Source organism: Actinoallomurus oryzae (genome assembly GCF_039541955.1).
GTDB lineage: Bacteria > Actinomycetota > Actinomycetes > Streptosporangiales > Streptosporangiaceae > Actinoallomurus > Actinoallomurus oryzae.
The window spans coordinates 103,963-124,364 of record NZ_BAABHF010000010.1 but is presented as its reverse complement, the minus strand read 5'-3'; the positions used below and the strand labels follow the sequence as shown (position 1 = coordinate 124,364).

General features: G+C 71.4%; 13 protein-coding genes. 8 read left to right on the top strand and 5 right to left on the bottom strand.

Annotation, left to right across the window (positions count from 1 at the left end; translation table 11 throughout):
* The first annotated feature begins 9 nt into the window (after positions 1-9).
* The 3 genes from ABEA10_RS05445 (at position 10) to ABEA10_RS05435 (ending at position 4,651) form a co-directional block, all read left to right on the top strand.
* Entirely contained in the window at positions 10-2,802 is a 2,793-nt protein-coding gene (locus ABEA10_RS05445; RefSeq protein ID WP_345458292.1) for a PKD domain-containing protein, read from the top strand.
* A gap of 209 nt (positions 2,803-3,011) precedes the next feature.
* Positions 3,012-3,593: an RNA polymerase sigma factor gene (locus tag ABEA10_RS05440; RefSeq protein ID WP_345458291.1), complete on the top strand. Its 582-nt coding sequence runs from the start codon at positions 3,012-3,014 to the stop codon at positions 3,591-3,593.
* Complete coding sequence (locus ABEA10_RS05435; RefSeq protein ID WP_345458290.1) at positions 3,590-4,651, top strand: CU044_5270 family protein; 1,062 nt, start codon at positions 3,590-3,592, stop codon at positions 4,649-4,651. Before ABEA10_RS05440 ends, ABEA10_RS05435 begins: the two co-directional genes overlap by 4 nt.
* A gap of 77 nt (positions 4,652-4,728) precedes the next feature.
* On the opposite strand, the gene ABEA10_RS05430 is transcribed toward ABEA10_RS05435, so the two are convergent.
* The 4 genes from ABEA10_RS05430 to ABEA10_RS05415 all read right to left on the bottom strand — a co-directional run bounded on the left by ABEA10_RS05430 (position 4,729) and on the right by ABEA10_RS05415 (position 9,391).
* Positions 4,729-5,988 (bottom strand): hypothetical protein, encoded by a 1,260-nt coding sequence (locus ABEA10_RS05430; protein WP_345458289.1) that lies wholly within the window; start codon positions 5,986-5,988, stop codon positions 4,729-4,731.
* Positions 5,989-6,155: 167 nt separating this feature from the next.
* Positions 6,156-7,097, bottom strand: a complete 942-nt coding sequence (locus ABEA10_RS05425) for a sulfite exporter TauE/SafE family protein (protein WP_329242325.1) — start codon at positions 7,095-7,097, stop codon at positions 6,156-6,158.
* Between the two features lie 88 nt (positions 7,098-7,185).
* Positions 7,186-8,706: an adenylyl-sulfate kinase gene (gene cysC, locus ABEA10_RS05420; protein WP_345458288.1), complete on the bottom strand. Its 1,521-nt coding sequence runs from the start codon at positions 8,704-8,706 to the stop codon at positions 7,186-7,188.
* A 61-nt stretch (positions 8,707-8,767) separates the two neighbouring features.
* Positions 8,768-9,391 (bottom strand): class I SAM-dependent methyltransferase, encoded by a 624-nt coding sequence (locus tag ABEA10_RS05415; RefSeq protein ID WP_329242320.1) that lies wholly within the window; start codon positions 9,389-9,391, stop codon positions 8,768-8,770.
* A gap of 263 nt (positions 9,392-9,654) precedes the next feature.
* Between ABEA10_RS05415 and mfd the strand changes: the two genes are divergently transcribed.
* From mfd to ABEA10_RS05400, 3 genes are read left to right on the top strand one after another with little or no spacing between them, the layout of a single operon-like run.
* Positions 9,655-13,257 (top strand): transcription-repair coupling factor, encoded by a 3,603-nt coding sequence (gene mfd, locus ABEA10_RS05410; protein ID WP_345458284.1) that lies wholly within the window; start codon positions 9,655-9,657, stop codon positions 13,255-13,257.
* A 38-nt stretch (positions 13,258-13,295) separates the two neighbouring features.
* Entirely contained in the window at positions 13,296-14,018 is a 723-nt protein-coding gene (locus tag ABEA10_RS05405) for a SurA N-terminal domain-containing protein (protein ID WP_345458282.1), read from the top strand.
* The gene (locus ABEA10_RS05400) at positions 14,006-14,944 is read left to right on the top strand and encodes a nucleoside triphosphate pyrophosphohydrolase (RefSeq protein WP_345458280.1); all 939 of its coding nucleotides are present in this window, start codon (positions 14,006-14,008) and stop codon (positions 14,942-14,944) included. Before ABEA10_RS05405 ends, ABEA10_RS05400 begins: the two co-directional genes overlap by 13 nt.
* A 17-nt stretch (positions 14,945-14,961) precedes the next feature.
* On the opposite strand, the gene ABEA10_RS05395 is transcribed toward ABEA10_RS05400, so the two are convergent.
* Positions 14,962-15,522, bottom strand: a complete 561-nt coding sequence (locus ABEA10_RS05395) for a GNAT family N-acetyltransferase (RefSeq protein WP_345458278.1) — start codon at positions 15,520-15,522, stop codon at positions 14,962-14,964.
* Positions 15,523-15,631: 109 nt separating this feature from the next.
* On the opposite strand from ABEA10_RS05395, the gene ABEA10_RS05390 reads away from it, so the two are divergent.
* Complete coding sequence (locus tag ABEA10_RS05390; RefSeq protein WP_345458276.1) at positions 15,632-17,842, top strand: transglycosylase domain-containing protein; 2,211 nt, start codon at positions 15,632-15,634, stop codon at positions 17,840-17,842.
* A 149-nt stretch (positions 17,843-17,991) separates the two neighbouring features.
* The gene (locus tag ABEA10_RS05385) at positions 17,992-20,400 is read left to right on the top strand and encodes a transglycosylase domain-containing protein (RefSeq protein WP_345458274.1); all 2,409 of its coding nucleotides are present in this window, start codon (positions 17,992-17,994) and stop codon (positions 20,398-20,400) included.
* The last annotated feature ends 2 nt before the right edge of the window (positions 20,401-20,402 follow it).

Below are 20,402 nucleotides of genomic sequence, written 5' to 3'. Positions count from 1 at the left end.
GAGAGCCACGTGCGCCTTCGCAGTCTCATCGCAAGCGGGGCCGGCCTGCTACTGGCCGCCGGCCTGGTCACCACGACAGGTGGGCCGCCCGCACGAGCGGACGGCCAGCCCGCCGAAATCGTCAGCGCCGACCCGGCCGACTTCACCCCGAACCTCCTCGACGGTGACGTCCAGTCGGTCGTGCAGATCGGCGACCGCATCTTCATCGGCGGCAACTTCACCCAGGTGGAGGAGGCCGGCTCGTCGACGGTGATCGACCGCAGCCGGGTGCTCGCCTTCAACGCGACCACCGGAAAGATCGACCCGGACTTCAAGCCGTCCGTCGACGGCGAGGTGAGCGTGCTCCTGCCCTCCGCCGACGGCCGGTCGATCTATCTGGGCGGCCTGTTCAACACCATCGACGGCGTCGCGCACAAGTCGCTGGCCCGCCTCGACGTGAACACCGGCCAGGCCGACACCGGCTTCACCCCGAACCTCGACGCCCGGGTCAAGGACCTGCGGCTGGCCGGCGGGCGGCTGTGGGTGGCCGGCAACTTCGACCTCGTCGACGGCGCCACGCAACTCGCGCTCGCCACGTTGAACCCCGACACGGGCCGCCGCGACACCTACCAGAGCCTGGCGTTCGCCGGCACGCAGGCCGGCGGCACCACGAACGTCATGAAGATGGACGTCACCCCGGACGGCTCCAAGCTGATCGCGGTGGGCAACTTCACCTCCGTCGGCGGCCAGCCGCGGCCGCAGATCGTCATGCTCGACCTGACCGGCTCCACGGCGCGGCTGGCCGACTGGCAGACGAGCAAGTACGCCGCGGCGTGCTCGTCGTCGTTCGACACCTACATGCGTGACATCGACGTCTCTCCGGACGGGAAATTCTTCGTCGTCTCCACCACCGGGGCGGCGCACGGCACGTCCACGATGTGCGACACGCAGGCCCGCTGGGAGACCGCGGCCACCGGCACGAGCCTCCTGCCCACCTGGACGAACTGGACGGGCGGCGACACGACGTACGCGGTGGAGGTCACCGAGTCCGCGGTGTACTACGGCGGTCACGGCCGCTGGACCAACAACCCGTTCGGCAGCGACTCGGCCGGCCCGGGCGCGATCGCGCGCGAGGGCATCACCGCGCTGGACCCGGCGAGCGGCATGCCGTTCCAGTGGAACCCCGGCCGTACCCGCGGGGTCGGCGTGTTCGACCTGCTGGCGACGTCACAGGGCCTGTGGATGGCCAGCGACACCGACGAGACCGGCGGGGAGACCCACCAGAAGCTGGCGCTGTTCCCGACCGCGGGCGGCGAGAAACTGCCGGTGCTGAGCACCGGCACGCTGCCGGGCGAGATCTACTCGGGCGGGTCGCCAAGCCAGAACTTCCTGCGGCACCGCTCCTTCGACGGCACCACCGCGGGCGCCGTCACGAGCGATGGCACCGGCGGGATCGACTGGCGCACCGTACGCGGCGCCTTCATGATCAACGACAACCTCTACACGGGTTTCTCGGACGGTACGGTCACCCGGCGCACGTACGACGGCTCGGCGTTCGGCTCCGCCCACACCATCGACCTGTCCGACCAGATCGTCGCCGACACCGCCTGGCACACCGCGGTGAAGTCGATCAAGGGCATGTTCTTCGCGAACGGCCGGATCTACTACACACGGGGCACGTCGGCGCTGTACTACCGCGGCTTCAACCCCGAGAGCGACGCCGTCTCGGCCATGGAGATCACCGCGAGCGGCAACCTGTCCGGTGTCGACTGGAGCACCGTCGGCGGCATGTTCACCGCCGGAGGCAAGCTCTACTACGTCAGCACGGCGGACGGGAAGCTGCGGAGCCTGGACTTCACCGGCGGGGTGCCCTCCGGCACTCCCACGGTCGTGGACGGCGGCGACTGGCGCGGCCAGGGCGTCTTCCTGTACGCGGGCAAGCCCAACAGCCCGCCGGCCGCGACGTTCACCTCCGACTGCGACCACCTCGCCTGCTCCTTCGACGGCTCGGGATCCTCCGACCCGGACGGTTCCGTCGCGTCGTACTCCTGGGACTTCGGCGACGGCTCCACCGGCACGGGCGCGACGCCGCAGCACACGTACGCCGCGGCGGGCACCTACACGGTCAAGCTGACCGTCACCGATGACCGCGGCGGCACGGACACGGCGTCGCAGCAGGTGCAGACGAACGCCGCGAGCATCGACTACGTCGGCACGGACGCCTACAACGCCAACACGACGAACGCGACGGTGACGGTCCCGTCGTCGGTGCAGGCCGGAGACGGGCTGCTGCTCGCCTTCACCGACAACGACGCGACCAAGACCGTCACGCCGCCGTCCGGCTGGCAGCAGGTCGGCACCCAGACCGTCGGCACGGCCGTCTCGACGATCTGGCAGAAGGTCGCCACGGCGAGCGACGCCGGGCAGACGGTGTCGGTCGGCCTGAGCGACTACGCGAAGGCCACCCTGCGCGTCCTCGCCTACCGGGGCACGAACACGACCGCGCCGGTGGCGGTCGCGGCCAACGCCGTCGACTCGGCGACCACGACGTCGCACACCTCGCCGACGGCGACCGTGTCGGCGGCGGGAAGCTGGGTGGTGACGTACTGGTCGGACAAGTCGTCGGCGACGACGGCGTGGACGGCGCCGAACGGCGTGACGAGCCGCGGCGACTCCATCGGCTCCGGCAGCGGCAGGGTGACGTCGCTGACCGCCGACAGCGGCGGAACGGTGCCGACGGGCACGTACGGCGGCCTGACCGCGACGACGGACGCGGCCAGCAAGGCGGTCACCTGGACGATCGTCCTGGCGCCCGGCCAGTGATCGGCTAGTCCGACCGGCGGGGCCGGGCGGTGGAGCACCTCCACCGCCCGGCCCCGCCGCATATCCGGGTGACGGCCGCGAAAACGATCCACCGGATCCGGGAACCGCCCGCGGGAGATCGGCCGAGTAGGAGTGACCGTACCCCGCGCCGAGAGGAACCCCATGGACGGACGCTCGTCCCCCCGCCCAGCCCGTCGCCGGGTGATGCCGTGACCGAGCCACTTTCCGACCGCGCGCTCATCGAACGGTCACTCGGCGAACCCGAGTGCTTCGCCGCGCTGTTCGACCGGCACTCCGTGGAGATCTTCCGCTATCTGGCACGCCGGCTGGGGCCGGACGTCGCCGAGGACGCGACGGCGGAGACGTTCCTCACGGCGTTCCGCAAACGCGACCGGTTCTCCGCCGAACGCGACGACGCGCGGCCGTGGCTGTACGGCATCGCGACGAGGACCATCGGCGAGCACCGCCGGGCCGAGGCGCGGCGCCGGCGGGCGTTCGGGCGCCTCGACACCACGACCGCGACCGAGCCGTTCGAGGAGCCGGCGGCCGTGAGGGTGAGCGCCCAGCGGCTCGGCGGGCGACTGGCCGGGATGCTCGGCCGGCTGTCCGCCGGCGAACGTGACCTGCTGTTGCTGATCGCCTGGGCGGACCTGACGTACGAGGAGGCGGCCGAGGCGCTGGGCGTGCCGGTCGGCACCGTGCGCTCACGGTTGCACCGCGCCCGGCGGAAGGCGCGCACGGCTCTCGGCGGCACCGATCCGCTGACGATCACCGAGGAGTCACCGGCATGAGGGGCGAGGACATGGACGAACTCGAACTGCTGCGCACGGCACGCCCCGACGTGCCGTCGTATCCGGACGCGGCGCGGGAGAAGGCTCGCGCCGCGCTGATCGCCGCCGCCGATCCGGGCCCCCGGCGCCGGGCGGTGCCCGCCATCCGGCGGCCGTGGGGTCTGGCGGGCGTCGCGGCCGGCCTGGTCGTCGCGGTCGTCGCGGCCGCCGTCGTCCGGCAGGCCGTCACGCACGATGGGGTGGGTCCCCCGCCGCGGCCGGGACCGGCCGCGCCCGTCAACGCCGCTCAGGTGCTGTCTCTCGCGGCGGACACCGTCGAGACGCGGGCGGCGGTCCGCCCGAGCCCCCGGCAGTGGGCCTACGTCAAGAGGATGAGCTACTCCAGCATGGACCGCATCGGGGCAGGCAGCGTGCCGGTCGCGGGTGGCGGCAGGGCGATGGTCACGGAGGTCTGGACTCGCTTCGATGGCACCCGCGAGGCGTACCGGGGCGACAACATGGTCGACGACGACCGCCACCGGCTGCACCTGGCGAACCTCGACCACGACGCGGACGAGACGACACCGATCGAGGACTACGAGCGGCTCGCCGCCCTGCCCACCGATCCCGGCAAGCTGGTGAAGAAGCTCTGCCCGCACGAACCGCCCACCGCGGACCACACCGGGTGCGTCTTCACGAACGCCGACAAGCTGCTGCGCAACGTGGCGCTACCGCCGAGGCTGCAGGCCGCGTTCTACCGGGTGCTGGCGAGGCTTCCGCACGTCGTCGTCCGGCGTGACGTGGTCGACCTGGCCGGACGGCACGTCCTCTCGGTGGCCGAGGCCTATCCCCGGGACTTCCAGAGCGAGCAGATCCTCCTCGACCCGCGCACGTATGAGTACCGGGGCGAACGGCTGGTCTGGACGGTGAACCCGAACGAGGCCCCGCCCGGTGCTGGGCGGACCGCTCCGCCGGTGCTCGTGTCGCCCACGGGCGCCCGGGCGCGGCAGGAGTACAGCGAGACCATTCAACTGGCCGCGGGGATCGTGGACCGCGCCGGCGTACCCCCGAAGTCCTGAAACCGCCCGGCAACGCGCCGACGCCGCCGGACCCGATGACAGGGTCCGGCGGCGTCGGCGGTGTTTCGGAAGAAACGTTACGACAGCGGGAACTCCCCGATGCGGCCGTGGTACTCGTGGCCCAGCTCGTCGGTGTCGCTGCCGACGTACAGGCCGCTGGAGGTGGCGACGAGGGTCTCGACGCCGTGGCCGCGGGTGCGGGTCGGGTTCCAGGACAGGGCCTTGCCGCCGGTCGGGTTCAGCGCCGCGATGCCCGGGCGGGACACGGCGCCGGGGCCGGCGCTGTCGTGACCCTGCGGGTTGTCCATCCAGCGCTGGTGGCCGCCGACGTAGACCGCCTTGCCGGTCACCGAGACGGACAGGAGCGTGTCGCCGCCGGTCCAGTTCACCCAGGTCGGGTTCTGGCCCGCGCCGGTCTTGTTGGTCTCCCAGCGGGCCGCCGAGTCGCACAGCTGGGTGGTGCCGTGCGGCGCGCCGGTGGTGACGACCACGAAGTAGGAGCCGTCGGGGGCGAAGTCGATGCCCCGCATGTAGGTGTCGAAGGAGGAGCTGCACGGCGTGGCGTAGCGCTCCGTCGCCCAGGAGGACAGCGTCGGCGTGCCCGAGGTGTTGATCATCGCGATCTGGTAGCGGCGCTTGCCGGCGACCTGGGTGAAGGTGCCGTCGATGACCAGGTGCTTGTCGGCCGGGTCGACCGCCAGCCGGTAGACCTTCAGCGCGCCCGAGCGCGGCGTCGTGACGGACAGGTTGAGGCCGGTGTCCTTGCCGGTCGTGGCGTCCACCCGGGCGAGGGGCGAGTGCGCCTTGCCGGCGAGCTTGGTGAACTCACCACCGATGTAGAGGTGGCTGCCGCGGCGGACCATCGTGAAGACGAGCCCGTGACCGACGCGCGCGTTGAAGCCCGAGACGGCCTTGCCGGTGGTGACGCTCAGCCGGGTCAGCGAGCCGAGACCGACACCGTTGGTGTTGGTGAACGAGCCGCCGACGTACACGGTGCTCGACGTACCCGGCTGCAGGGCGTAGACGGTGCCGTCGACCTTCGGCACGAACTTCGTGTCGACCTTTCCGGTCTTGGCGTCGAAGGCGAAGATGTTGTGCCGCGCGATGGTCGTGCTCGACCCGGCGTTCTTGACGTGGTCGAAGTTGCCCGCGACGACGACCTTCGAGCCCACGACGGCGATGGCGCGCACCGTACCGTCGGTGACGTTCGGCGTCGTGTTGACCGGGTTCTGCGACACAACCGCGCTCTGCGCGATATCGGCCTGGGCCGCGGGAACGGCGGCCCCTGCGGTGACGGCTGCAGTGGCTATCGCCACACTGAGCACGCGTCGGCGCATGGTTTTGCTCCCATTTTTCTTCACCCGTGAACCGAGCTTGTCTATCACAGGCCTCTGGCGGGGATCTGTGGCTCGGTGATGATCGAGACACCATTGTTGCCGTTGATCGCCACTCTTGCCGGGAAGTACGGGAAATAGCCCGCGATGGGGCGCATGCCCGGCTGAAATCAGCCGCGCTGGCGGTCGAAGATCTCGATCGGACGCAGGCCGTGGGCGGCCCGCAGCAGCATCCACACGACCGCCGCGCCGACCAGCACGGCGAGGAGGATCCACAGCATCGCCGCGTTGCCGACGCCGAACATCTTCAGCGCCGACGCCAGCAGCACGAAGGCCAGGACACGCCGGATCAGCCCGCCCGGCGCGCGTGCGGAGATCAGCGAGCCGATGATCACCCCGGGGATCGATCCGGCCAGCAGCGCGACGGTGACCGCCAGGTGGAAGTCGCCGAACAGGATGTGCCCGAGCGCGGCGGCCCACACCAGCGGTACCGCCTGCAGCAGGTCGGTGCCGACGAGGTGGTTGGCCTTCAGTGTGGGGTAGAGCGCGAGCAGCGTCACGATGATGAGCGAGCCGGAGCCGACCGAGGTCATGCCCACGCTCAGGCCGCCGACGACCCCGACGATCACCGTGGGCACCGGCCGTACGGCGATGACGGGCGGCGGCTCCGAGGCCGGTGAGCCGGGAGCGGCCGTACGGCGGTCGGCGCGGTTGGAGGCCCGGTCCTTCATCGCGAGGTACCCGCGGATGGCGAGGCCGGCGGCGGCCATGAGAAGGGCCGCGCCCATCGCCTTGCCGATCACGTCCTGCACCCCGCTGCCGTCGCCGAGGGCGCGGGCGATGAGCACGCCGCAGAAGGCGGAGGGCACCGAGCCCGCGCAGAGCCAGCCGACGAGGCGGAGGTTGACGGTGCCGTGACGCAGGTGCACCAGGCTGCCCACCGGCTTCATGATCGCCGCGGCGACGAGGTCGCTGGAGACCGCGGTGAGCGGCGGAACGCCGAAGAGCACGGTGAGCATCGGCGTCATCAGGGCACCGCCGCCCATGCCGGTCAGGCCGACGATGACCGACACGAGCAGCGCCCCCGCTGCCATCGTGAAGTCGAAGTGCATCTGTATGTCCTACCGGCAAACTAGGCAACTCGCCCCAGCGTACCTTCCAATGGACATAAACCACCAGAGTGGTGGTAAATGGGCTTGGTCAGCCGGTGCGGACCCAGCCTTCGGCGACGAGGTGGTCGAAGACACGCGTCACGGCGTCGTGCGGGGACAGCTCGGACGTGTCGATCGTCAGATCCGCGTCATCGGGCGCTTCGTACGGGTCGGAGATGCCGGTGAACTCCGGGATGACGCCGGCCCGCGCCTTGGCGTACAGGCCCTTGCGGTCACGGCGCTCGCACTCCGCCAGCGGCGTGGACACGTGGACGAGGACGAAGTCGCCGGCCGCCTCGACCATGCGGCGCACCTCCGCGCGGGTGGCGGCGTACGGGGCGATCGGGGCGCAGACGGCCACGCCGCCGTGGCGGGTGATCTCGGCCGCGACGTAGCCGATGCGCCGGATGTTCAGGTCGCGGTCCTCGCGGGAGAACGTCAGGCCGGCCGACAGCAGCCGGCGGACGATGTCGCCGTCGAGCAGCGTCACCGTACGGCCGCCACGCTCGACCAGCATGTCGGACAGGCCGCGCGCGAGCGTCGACTTGCCCGAGCCGGACAGGCCCGTGAAGAACACCGTGACGCCCCGCCGATGCCGCGGCGGGTGGGCGCGCCGCAGCTCCTCGGCCACGGCGGGCGTGGTGAACCACTCGGGGATCTCCTCGCCGCGGTCGAGCAGGTCGGCGAGCTCCTCCTCGGTCGGCTCGTCGCGTACGTGGTCGGGCTCGATCTTGGCGGTCGGCCGCCACACCTCCAGGCTCTCGTCGAACGCCCACGGCTCCGGCGCGGCGAGCGTCAGCGGCGCCGCCTCCTCGTCCGCGGCGGTGAACGACGGCGCGAACAGGTGCGTCGCGCCGTACGCGGCGGCGACGTGCGCGGTGAGCAGCAGGTCGCGTCCGCGTCGTTCGGCCAGCGGCACGGGCACGACCAGCGTGTCGCCCGGCAGCTCGCGGCGCACGCTCAGCACCGCGCGCACGAGCGCGTCGTTGCCGCCCTCGCCCAGGAGCGGCAGGACGAGGACCCGCGCGCCGAGCTTCTCGGCGAGCTGGCGCAGCTGCCCGAGCTGGCGCCGGTGCAGCGGGGTGCGGGTCGCGATGGCCAGAGTCGCGGCGTCCGCCAGCTCCAGGCGCACCTCGTCCGGCGGCATGCGGAGCCCGCGGAACGGGCCGTGCTCGGGCGTGCGCAGCGGCGTGACGGGCCCGGCCATGCGCCACCCCGAGAAGGCGGGGTCGCGCGGCGGGTCGGCGTCGGCGAGGCCGTCCGGCGCGGGCGCGGGGTCCTTCCACGCCTCGGCCGCGGTCAGGACCGCGAGCGGCACGCCTTCGGGGTCGGTGAGGATCAGGCGTTCTTCCTTCACCAGGTCCTCGGGAACGGTCAGCGTGACCGGCACCGGCCAGCGCGTGCCGTCCGACAGCCGCCCGGCCGCCGCGACGGTCGCCGCGTCGACCGCGCCCAGGAATCCGGTGAGCGGCCGGAACGCGCCGTTCAGCAGGAGCTCGAGGTCGGCCAGCTCGGCCGGACCCGGCGTGAGAGTCGGCAGATCGCGCAGCTCGCCGGTTTCGGTGGTCAACGCGGACTCCGATCGTGTCTAGACCCCTGACCATTGCACTGTACGCGCTGCACGAGACACCTCAGATGATGCGGGCGAAGCGGTTTTCCGGTTTGCGGATCACCATGGTCACCTCACTGTAGGCCGAGGTCAGCCGACCGCGGCCGAGCAACGCCACGACACGGAACACGATGCCCATCAGGCGTCCGAATCCGGTGACGGTGTCGCGCGAGGTGATCTCCTCGGCGATGACCAGCCCGCGCATCATGCAGTACCAGCGCATGCCCTCCAGCGAGGCGACCCGGTCGTACACGGCCGGCGGCGGCTGCTCCTGGTGCCACATCAGGTGCCGCAGCCAGTGCGGCAGCCGCCGGTCGAGGTAGCCGAAGGCGCCTCGGCGGTCGCGGAACCGCACGACCATCAGCCCGCCCGGCTTCAGCGCGGCGACGAAGCGGTCGAGCACCAGCTCCGCGTGCGCGATCCGCTCGATCAGGTGCGACGCGCGGACCACGTCGTACACGCGCGGCGGCATCGGAACGGTGCGCAGGTCGCCCAGCTGCCAGCTGTCGAGGTCGCGCCGCGCCTCGGTGTGCGCCCGCAGCGGCGGCAGGTCGTCGTCCACGCCGGTTATCACGCACTCATGGGCGGCGAGCTCGATCTCGTGCGCCCATCCGCAGCCGGCGTCGAGGATCGCGAGCCGCTGCATGGGCCTCTCGTAGGCATACTCCCGGACTCGTGCTGGGAACAGGCCACCGTCGTGAATCGGCGGTGTTCGCAGGTCGGTCACAACTCCGGAGAGTAGTCGCCCGCATCCGTGTCGTGCTCGCAATCGACTTTGTCCGTGTGGTGCGTTTCGTCTTACCGCTCCTCGCGGGGAGGCTCCACTGTGGTATCCGGGGGCGCGTAGGCTGGGTACCCCGGGGGCGGCAATGGCTCCGGGTGTTTCGCGCTGCCTTCCTCTGTGAGCTCATGACCCTTTCCGGACTGCTCGACGTCGCCTCGGCCGACCCTGCCCTCGTGGCGGCGGTCTCCGGCCATGACCCGTGGCTCGATCTCGTCGCGCCGCCCGCGCTGCGGCCGCTTCTCGGCGCCGCGTTCGCCCGCGAACCCGGCCGCACCGTGCTGATGGTCACCGCCACCGAGCGCGAGGCCGAGGACCTCACCGCCGCGCTGACGAGCCTGCTCGACCCCGCCGACGTCGCGGCGTTCCCCGCGTGGGAGACGCTGCCGCACGAGCGCCTGTCGCCGCGCTCGGACACCGTCGGCCAGCGCCTCGCCGTGCTGCGGCGGCTGGCGCACGGCGACCCGGACGACCCCGCGGCGGGTCCGCTGCGCGTCGTGGTCGCCCCGGTCCGCGCCGTGCTGCAGCCGATCGTCTCCGGCCTCGGCGACCTGGAGCCCGTACGCCTGCGCGCCCAGGACGAGGTGGAGCTCGACGACGTCGTGCGCCGCCTGGTCCAGGCCGGCTACAACCGGGTCGACCTGGTGGAGAAGCGCGGCGAGATCGCGGTGCGCGGCGGCATCCTCGACGTCTTCCCGCCCACCGAAGAACACCCGCTGCGCGTGGAGTTCTGGGGCGACCAGGTCGAGGAGATCCGCTACTTCAAGGCCGCCGACCAGCGCTCGCTGGAGGTCTCGCAGGACGGCCTGTGGGCGCCGCCGTGCCGTGAGCTGCCGTTGACCGAGTCCGTGCGCGAGCGTGCCAAGGACCTGGCGCGCGAGCACCCGGCGCTGGCCGACGTGCTCGACCAGATCGCCGACGGCTCGGCGGTCGAGGGCATGGAGGCCTTCGCGCCCGTGCTCGCCGACCACATGGAACTGCTGCTCGACGTGCTGCCGGACGCCTCCTGGGTGGTCGTCTGCGACCCCGAGCGCATCCGCACGCGGGCCGCGGAGCTGGTCAGCACCGGCCAGGAGTTCCTCGAGGCGTCGTGGGTCAACGCCGCCGCGGGCGGCGAGGCGCCGATCGACCTCGGCGAGGCCGCCTACCGCACGCTGGAGGAGGTCCACGGCCACGCCGCCGAGCTGGGCCTTCCCTGGCGGACCATCACGCCGTTCGCGAGCGGGGTGGGGGTGGGAGCCGAAGGTGGGGTCGGAGATGACGCGCCGACAACCCGGCGGGAGTACTCCGATGCCACGGGAGAGCTGACCGAGGTCACCGAGGTGAGCGGCGAGCCCGACACCGACGCGCTGCGCGTCGGCGCGCGCGCCGCCGAGTCCTACCGCGGCGACACCCAGCGCGTGATGGCCGACGTGAAGGGCTGGATCCACGACGGCTGGCGCGTCGTGCTCGTCACCGAGGGCCACGGCCCGGCCGAGCGCCTCGCCGAGGTCGTGCGCGAGGAGGGCCTCGGCGCCAGGGTCGCCGACCTGGACGGCCCGCCGGAGCCCGCGCTCGTGAACGTCGCCTGCGGCCGCCTCGACCACGGCTTCGTCTGGGACGCCGTGCGCCTCGCGGTGCTCACCGAGACCGACCTGTCCGGGCAGAAGTCCTCCACCAAGGACATGCGCCGCATGCCGTCGCGCCGCCGCGGCGGCATCGACCCGCTGAGGCTCACTCCCGGCGACTACATCGTGCACGAGCAGCACGGCGTCGGCCGCTACGTCGAGATGGCGAGCCGTACGGTCCAGGGCGCCACGCGCGAGTACCTCATCATCGAGTACGCCAAGGGCGACCGGCTGTTCGTGCCGACCGACCAGCTCGAGGAGGTCACCCGCTACGTCGGCGGCGAGGCGCCCAGCCTGCACCGGCTCGGCGGCGCCGACTGGCAGAAGCAGAAGGGCCGCGCCCGCAAGGCGGTGCGCCAGATCGCGGGCGAGCTGATCCGCCTCTACTCCGCCCGGCAGGCCTCGCCGGGCCACGCGTTCGCGGCCGACACGCCGTGGCAGCGCGAGCTGGAGGACGCCTTCCCGTACGTCGAGACGCCCGACCAGCTCGGCGCGATCGACGAGGTCAAGTCCGACATGGAAAAGCCGGTGCCGATGGACCGGCTGATCTGCGGCGACGTCGGCTACGGCAAGACCGAGATCGCGGTGCGCGCGGCGTTCAAGGCGATCCAGGACGGCCGGCAGGTCGCGGTCCTGGTGCCGACGACGCTGCTGGTGCAGCAGCACCTGTCGACGTTCTCCGAGCGCTTCGCGGCGTTCCCGGTGAACATCAAGCCGATCAGCCGGTTCCAGACCGCCGGGGAGGTCGCCGAGACGCTGCGCGGTCTCGCCGACGGCACCGTCGACCTGGTCATCGGCACGCACCGGCTGCTGTCGCCCGAGACCCGGTTCAAGGAGCTGGGCCTGGTCATCATCGACGAGGAGCAGCGGTTCGGCGTCGAGCACAAAGAACGCCTCAAGGAGATGCGCACCCAGGTCGACGTCCTGGCCATGTCGGCCACGCCGATCCCGCGCAGCCTGGAGATGGGCCTGTCCGGCATCCGCGAGATGTCGACGATCCTCACCCCGCCCGAGGAGCGGCACCCGGTCCTGACGTTCGTCGGCCCGTACGACGACAAGCAGATCGCCGCCGCGATCCGCCGCGAGCTGCTCCGCGAGGGTCAGGTCTTCTTCGTCCACAACCGCGTGCGCTCGATCGACAAGGTGGCCAAGCACCTCGCCGAGCTGGTGCCCGAGGCCCGGGTCGGCGTCGCGCACGGCCAGATGAACGAGCACCAGCTCGAGAAGATCATGGTCGACTTCTGGGAGAAGGAGTACGACGTCCTGGTCGCCACGACGATCGTGGAGAGCGGGCTGGACATCCCGAACGCCAACACGCTGATCGTCGACCGGGCCGACATGTACGGCCTGTCGCAGCTCCACCAGCTGCGCGGCCGGGTCGGGCGCGGGCGCGAGCGCGCGTACGCCTACTTCCTGTACCCGCCCGAGGCGCCGCTCACCGAGACCGCGCACGAGCGGCTGGCCACGATCGCCCAGCACACCGAGATGGGCGCGGGCATGTTCGTGGCCATGAAGGACCTGGAGATCCGGGGCTCGGGCAACGTGCTCGGCGCCGAGCAGTCCGGCCACATCGCGGGCGTCGGTTTCGACCTGTACGTCCGGATGGTCGGCGAGGCCGTGCGCGAGCTGCGCGAGGACGGTCCGGCCGAGACGCCCGAGGTCAAGGTCGAGCTGCCGGTCGACGCGCACATCCCGCACGAGTACGTCCCGGGGGAGCGGCTGCGGCTGGAGGCGTACCGGCGCATCGCGGGCGTCCAGGACGGTTCGGAGCTCGAACCCGTGCGCGAGGAGCTCGCCGACCGCTTCGGCCCGCTGCCGGTGCCGGTGCTGAACCTCCTGGAGGTCGCGCGGTTCCGTGCCCTCGCGCGCCGGGCCGGGCTGACGGACGTCACCCTGCAGGGCAACCACATCCGGTTCTCGCCCGTGCAGCTGCCCGACTCGCGCCGCGTCCGGCTGCAACGACTCTACCCCAAGAGCATCGTCAAGGCCGCGACCAATACGCTGCTGGTGCCGACCCCCAAGACGGCTCCGCTGGGCGGCCGTCCGCTGCGCGACCAGGAGCTGCTGAAATGGGCCACCGACCTCGTCGAGGCACTGTTCCTCCCCGAGCCGGTGGCACAGTGAGACAGGTTCTCCGTGAGCCACGAAACGAGAAGGACACTGTGTTCCGTAAGTCGCTGAAGGCCGCCGTCTGCGTACTGGCCGCCGGTACCGCCCTGGCCGCGTGCGGCCCCGTACAGCCAGGTGCCGCCGCCATCATCGGCCATGGCCGCATCACCGTCTCCAAGGTCGAGTCCACCGCGGACCAGTGGACCAAGGAGCTGCCGAACTACCCCCAGGTGGGCCAGATCGTCGCGCAGGCCCGGGAGGCGCAGAAACAGCAGCCGGAGCAGCAGGCGGCGCAGCAGGGCCCCTACGATCCGTCCTCGCCGCAGCGCAGCGCGCTGTACCAGCTCATCGAGATCCGCGCGTGGGACCAGGTCGCCCGCGAACAGCACGTGTCCGTCTCACCGGGCCAGGTGGACGCCTTCATCGCGTCCAAGGGCGGCCGGTCGAGCCTCGACGCGTTCGTCGTGGCCCAGGGGCTGCCGACCTCCTACGACCTGGACTACGGGCGGAGCCTGCTGATCCAGCGGACGATGATGCAGCGGTACGGGATCAACCCCGACCAGCCCGTCGACCAGCAGCAGGGACAGCAGGTGCTGCAGCGGATCATGGGCGACTACACGAACGCCAAGCGGCACCTCGCCATCACGGTGAACCCGCGCTTCGGCGAGTTCGACGACAAGACCATGTCGCTCGGCCAGGTCTGCCCCCGCCTGTCCAGCCCGGACTCCGGCACCCCCGACAGTGCGGCCGCCGGTGAGGTCAAGTGCCGGCTCTGACCTTCCTCGCCTCCTCGCCGCGCGTCGCGCCGGGGCAGCTGACCTGGCCGGCGTGGCACACGCTGCGTACGGCCGACCGGGTCCTGACCGGCTCGGCCGAGCACCCGCAGCTGCCGTACATCGCCGCGGCCGGGATCGAGATCGAGGTGACCGACCCGGACGCCACGTCCCTCGTGCGGGCGGCGTCGGACGCCGCGGTCGTGTGGCTGGCCGCCGAAGACGGCGACGAGGCCCTGATGCGCGCCGTCGGCACGGCCCTGATCGGCATGGACGACCCGCCCGAGGTCGAGGTCGTGCACGGCGCGTACGACCTGCCGGGCGCGCGCTTCCTCGACCTGATCACGGTGATGGCGACGCTGCGCCGCGAGTGCCCGTGGGACCGCGAGCAGACGCACGCCTCCCTCGCGCCGTACCTGCTCGAAGAGGCGTACGAGGTCGTCGACACGATCGAGAGCGGCGACCTCGAGGCGCTCCGCGAGGAGCTCGGCGACGTGCTCATGCAGGTCGCCTTCCACGCGGAGGTGTCCGAGGACTTCACCGTCGACGACGTGGCCGAGGGCATCGTGGACAAGCTGGTCCGCCGCCATCCGCACGTGTTCGGGGACGTCACGGTCGCCGACGCCGACGAGGTCAACGCCAACTGGGACAAGATCAAGTCGGTCGAGCGCGGAGAGGACGCGTCGATCTTCCACGGCGTGCCGATGGGCCAGCCCGCGCTGTCGCTCGCGGCCAAGCTCCAGCGGCGCGCCGCCAAGGCGGGCGCCCCGAAGGAGCTGTTCTCCGACGAGGGGACCGGCGCCGAGCTGTTCGCCCTGGTCAACCGGTTGCGCGAGGAGGGCCGCGACCCGGAGGCCGAGCTTCGCGCCGCCGCGAGGCGCTTCCACGACCGCGTCCGCGACTGGGAGGACGCGGACGACGAGGCGTAGCGCGGCAACCGCCGCCGTCAGCGCTCGGGCCGGGTGGGATGCGGCTCGGCGGGGACCATACCGGCCATCGCGTTCGTGATGGCCCAGCGTTCGTGGTCCCGCCAGGCGCCGTCGATGAACAGCAGCTCGGGCGAGTAGCCCTCGTTGCGGAAACCGGCCCGGCGGACCAGCCGGATCGAGGCGTGGTTCTCCGGCTGGATCTGGGCCTCCAACCGGTGCAGCCGGAGCCGTTCGAAGGCGTGACGCATCACCAGGTCGAGCCCCTCGGACATGTATCCCCGGCCGGTGGACGGGGCGAACGCCGCGTAGCCGAGCGACGCGGACTGGAAGCGCCCGCGGATGATGCTGTTGATGTTGATCAGGCCCGCGATGGCCCCGGTGTCACGCCGGCAGACGAGCAGCGACTCCTCGTCCGGCCCTTCGTAGCGCGTGACGTAGGCGTGGAACGCCGGAGGAGCGGCGGGCAGCGACATCCACGGACGGTGCAGGTCCGTACTGGCGGCCACCAGGGCGAGGAACTCGTGCTCGTCGCCGGCGGTGAGCGGGCGCAGGATCACCCGGTGATCGTTCTGGGCCATCCGAGCAGCGTATCGGCGCGGAACGCCAGGAGCCTCTCAGAGCGCCGGTAACCGACGAAACGCCGTCCAAGGTTTCCGGTTACCATACGTGTGGGGATGACCGCGGATTGTGGGGGCGAAAACGGGAGATACGCTCGCCAGGCTTCGCGATCTGGCGACCGTCGGCTTCATCGCGGGCATGCTGACGGCGGCGTTGCTGCTCCCGTACGCCCTGATGAGCGGGCTGAGCGTGCGCGCGGCCAACCGCGGGTTCCAGGGGCTGCCCGCCGACCTGGTGACGCCGGCGCTGCCGCAGAGCTCGGTGATCCTCGCGGCCGACGGCAGCAAGCTCGCCACGTTCTACTACGAGAACCGCGTCGAGGTGCCGCTCGCCCAGATCGCCCCCGTCATGCGCAAGGCGATCGTGGCGATCGAGGACAGCCGCTTCTACGAGCACGGTGCGCTCGACGTCAAGGGCACCCTGCGCGCGGTCATCGCCAACCTGCGGGCCGGTGAGGTCATCCAGGGCGGGTCGACGCTCAGCCAGCAGTACATCAAGAACGCCCTCGCCGAGATGGCCGACAACGCGCGGGAGCGCCGGAGCGCGCTGGAGCCGACCGCCGGCCGCAAGCTGCGCGAGCTGCGCTACGCGGTCGGGCTGGAAAAGAGGTTCACCAAGGACCAGATCCTGGAGAAGTACCTCAACATCGCCTACTTCGGCGACGGCGCGTACGGGGTCGAGGCGGCGGCCCGGCACTACTTCGGCGAGCACGCGGCGGACCTCACGCTCGACCAGGCCGCGATGCTCGCCGGGATCGTGCGCTCGCCCACGGTCTACAACCCCCACCTGCACCCCAAGCACGGCCGGCAGCGGCGCGACCTCGTGCTGAACCGCATGCTCCAGCTCAAGGTGATCACGCCGGCGGAGGCCGCGACGGCCCGCGCCCGGCCGGTCAAGCTCAAGATCACCAAGACGCCGAACGGCTGCGTGACCAGTTCGGCGCCGTTCTTCTGCGACTACGTGCAGCGGGAGATCCTCGGCAACCCGGTCTTCGGTAAGACCCTGCGACAGCGCAAGGCCCTGCTGCAGCGCGGCGGCCTGGAGATCCACACCACGCTCGACCCCACGATGCAAAAGGCCGCCCAGCACGCCGTGGACCGGCACGTGCCGCCGAAGAACTCCTCCGGCAAGGCCGCCGCCGAGGTCCTCGTCCGGCCCGGCACGGGCGAGATCACCGCGATGGCGATCGACCGCAAGCTCGGCGACAGCAGCAAGCGCGGCATGATGTGGGTCAACCTCGCGGCCGACTCCGACCACGGCTCCAGTCTCGGCATGCAGGCGGGCTCGACGTTCAAGGTGTTCACGCTGGCCGAGGCGTTCCGGCAGGACATGGCGTTCGGCGACAAGCTGTTCGCCCCCAAGGAGTTCGTGCCGACCGGCTTCCGCAACTGCGCCGGCCACCGCGTCGGCGACTCGACCGCGCTCGGCAACGCCGGAGACGGCGAGGGCGGCCGTGACTTCACGCTCGTCACCGGCACCTGGCACTCGGTGAACACCTTCTTCCTCGAACTCGAACGCAAGGTCGGCCTGTGCGAGACGTACAAGATGGCCACGCGCCTCGGCATGCGCAAGGCCACCGGCGGCAAGCTCGAGCAGTACCCGTCCTTCACCCTCGGCTTCAACACCGTCTCGCCGGTGCGGCTGGCGGCGGCGTACGCGGCGTTCGGCGCGCGCGGCCGGTACTGCTCGCCGATCGCCATCACCAGCATCACCTCGCCGAAGGGACCGGTGAAGGTCCCGAGCGCGAAGTGTCACCAGGCGATCGACCGGGACGTCGCCGACGCGGTCAACCACGTGCTCAGCGGAGTGCTGACCAAGGGCACCGCCAAGGGCAACGAGATCGGCCGGCCGGCGGCGGGCAAGACCGGCACGGTGGACAACTTCTCCTCGGCCTGGTTCGCCGGGTACACGCCCGACATGGCGAGCGCGGTGTGGGTCGGCGACCCGCGCGGCGGCTACAAACACCCGCTGCGCGACGTCTGTCTCGGCGAGGGCTGCTTCGCGCAGGTGTACGGCGCGGACGTCCCGGCGCCGATCTGGCGCGACACGATGACCGAGGCGCTGCGGGACGTGCCCGAGCACGGCTTCAGCCCGCCGAGCGGCGGTTTCTTCCGCAAGGGGAGCGGCGAGGAAGAGGAAGAAAAGGACAAAAAGGACAAGGAGAAGGGTGACGCGAAGGCCGGCGACAAACCGGGGCACGACGACGAACCGGGGCACGGCGACGATCGCGACGAGGGGTCGCCGTTCCTCGACTGGCTTCTCCAGGCTTGGCGCCCGTAAGAGTTCGGGTCCAAGTCGCTTAGCGATTCTTGCGGATTTCCCGGCGAAACTGCTGTTAGGCGTGCTTTGAGGTGTCCCGCTGCGGTTGATGGGATTTTTTGTTAGGCCAGCGAGATCTACGAAGACAACTTTCGACGTACTCTGTCCGGGTGTCGTCAGGGGTGGCCCCGCAGCACCGCACCCTCCGCATCGTCTGCCGCCTCGCAGGCACGGGGGTGGTCGCCGGTGTGCTGGCGGCCCTGATCGCTTTCTCCACGCTCGGCATGCTCGGCGTGAGCGCCCGCGACGGCGCGGACTGGTTCCAGTCCGTGCCCGCCGACATCCGCACCCCGCCGGTGCCGCAGCGGTCGGTCATCCTCGCCGCGGACGGCTCGAAGATCGCCACCTTCTACTACGAGAACCGCGTCGACGTCCCGCTGGACAAGGTCGCGCCGGTCATGCGCAAGGCGATCCTGGCCATCGAGGACAACCGCTTCTACGAGCACGGCGGCCTCGACGTCAAGGGCACGCTCCGCGCCCTGGTCAGCAACGTCGCCGCCGGCGAGGTCACCCAGGGCGGCTCGGGCATCACCCAGCAGTACGTCAAGAACCTCCTGGTCGAGACGGCGACCAGTGAAGAGCAGCGGGACGAGGCCCGCGCCACGACCCCCGCGCGCAAGCTCCGGGAGCTGCGCCTCGCGGTCGCGATGGAGAAGCGCTACACCAAGGACCAGATCCTGGAGCGGTACCTCAACATCGCCTACTTCGGCGACGGTGCGTACGGCATCGAGGCCGCCGCCCGGCACTACTTCGGCCGGTCCGCCGCGACGCTCACCCTGGCGCAGGCGGCGCTGTTGGCCGGCGTCGTGCGCTACCCGTACGCCTACGACCCGACGGTGCACCCCAAGACGGCCGTCGAGCGCCGTGACACGGTGCTGGCGCGGATGGCCCAGCTCCACTGGGCGAGCAAGGCGGACGTGTCGGCCGCCGAGAGCACGCCGCTGAACCTCGACATCACCTCGACGCCGAACGGCTGTGTGGAGAGCTCGGCGCCCTTCTTCTGCGACTACGTCCAGCGGGAGATCCTCACCAACCCGATCTTCGGGGCGACGGCCGACGCGCGGAAGCTGCTCCTGCAGCGCGGCGGCCTGACGATCCACACCACCCTGGACCCGAAGATGCAGCGGGCCGCCCAGCGCGCGGTGGACCACTATGTGCCGCAGAAGAACTCCAGCCACAAGGCGGCCGCGGAGGTCCTGGTCGAGCCCGGCACCGGCGCGGTCAAGGCGATGGCCGTCGACCGCGCCCTCGGACCGTCGGAGAAGGTCGGCAAGACCTGGGTCAACTTCGCCGCCGACGGCGACCACGGCACGAGCCTGGGCATGCAGGCGGGGTCGACGTTCAAGGTGTTCACGCTCGCCGCCGCCCTCGACCAGGGCATGGCCTTCGGCCACCGGCTGTACGCCCCCGAGCGCTACGCGCCCACCGGCCTGCGCGACTGCGACGGCAAGTACGCCGGGTCGAACACGCCGCTGAGCAACGCCGCCGACGGCGAGGGCGGCCGCTCGTTCAGCCTGGTCACGGGCACGTGGAACTCGGTCAACACCTTCTTCCTCAACCTGGAGAAGCAGGTCGGGCTCTGCGACACGGTGAAGATGGCCGAACGGCTCGGCATGCGCCGCGCCGACGGCAAGCCGCTCGAGCAGGTCGCCTCCTTCACCCTCGGCGCCAACACGGTCTCTCCGCTGCGGCTCGCGGCGGCGTACGCGGCGTTCGCCGCCCGCGGCCGCTACTGCGAGCCGGTCGTGCTGTCCAAGATCACCGACCGGAACGGCCACGAGCTGAAGGTCCCGGACGCCAAGTGCCGCCAGGCCATCCGCAAGGGCGTCGCCGACGGGGTCAACCACATCCTGCGCGGCGTGCTCACGCAGGGCACCGCAGCCGGCATGGGCATCGGCCGCCCGGCCGCCGGCAAGACCGGCACGGTCGACGACTACTCCTCGGCCTGGTTCGCCGGCTACACACCGGACCTGGCGAGCGCCGTCTGGGTCGGCGACCCGCGCGGAGGCTACGCGCACCCGCTGCGCAACGTGTGCCTGGCCGGACGCTGCTACGGCGAGGTGTTCGGCTCCGACATCCCGGCCCCGATCTGGCGGCAGACGATGCTGGGCGCGCTCAAGGGCGTGCCCGCGCACAACTTCCACAGCCCGCCGAGCGAGTACTACCGGGAGGGCTCGGGCGAGGACTTCGTCTCGGTGCCGAGCGTGGTCGGCATGAGCGCCTCGGCCGCACGGGCGAGGCTGGCGGCGGCCGGCTTCGGCGTGGTGACGGGCTCCAGCGTGTCGTCGGGGTACTCGCGGGGCACCGTGGCGAGCCAGAGCCCGGGCGGCGGCGCCCGCGTCGAACCGGGGACGACGGTCGTCATCCACCTCAGCCGGGGTGTGCCGAGCGTCCCGCACCCGCCGGGCAATCCGCCCGGCGGCCCGCCCACGGGCGGCCCGCCGACCATCCCGCCGCCGACGTTCCCGCCGATCGGCGACACGGCGCCGCGTGGGCTCGTGGTCCGCGACGCCGGGTAACC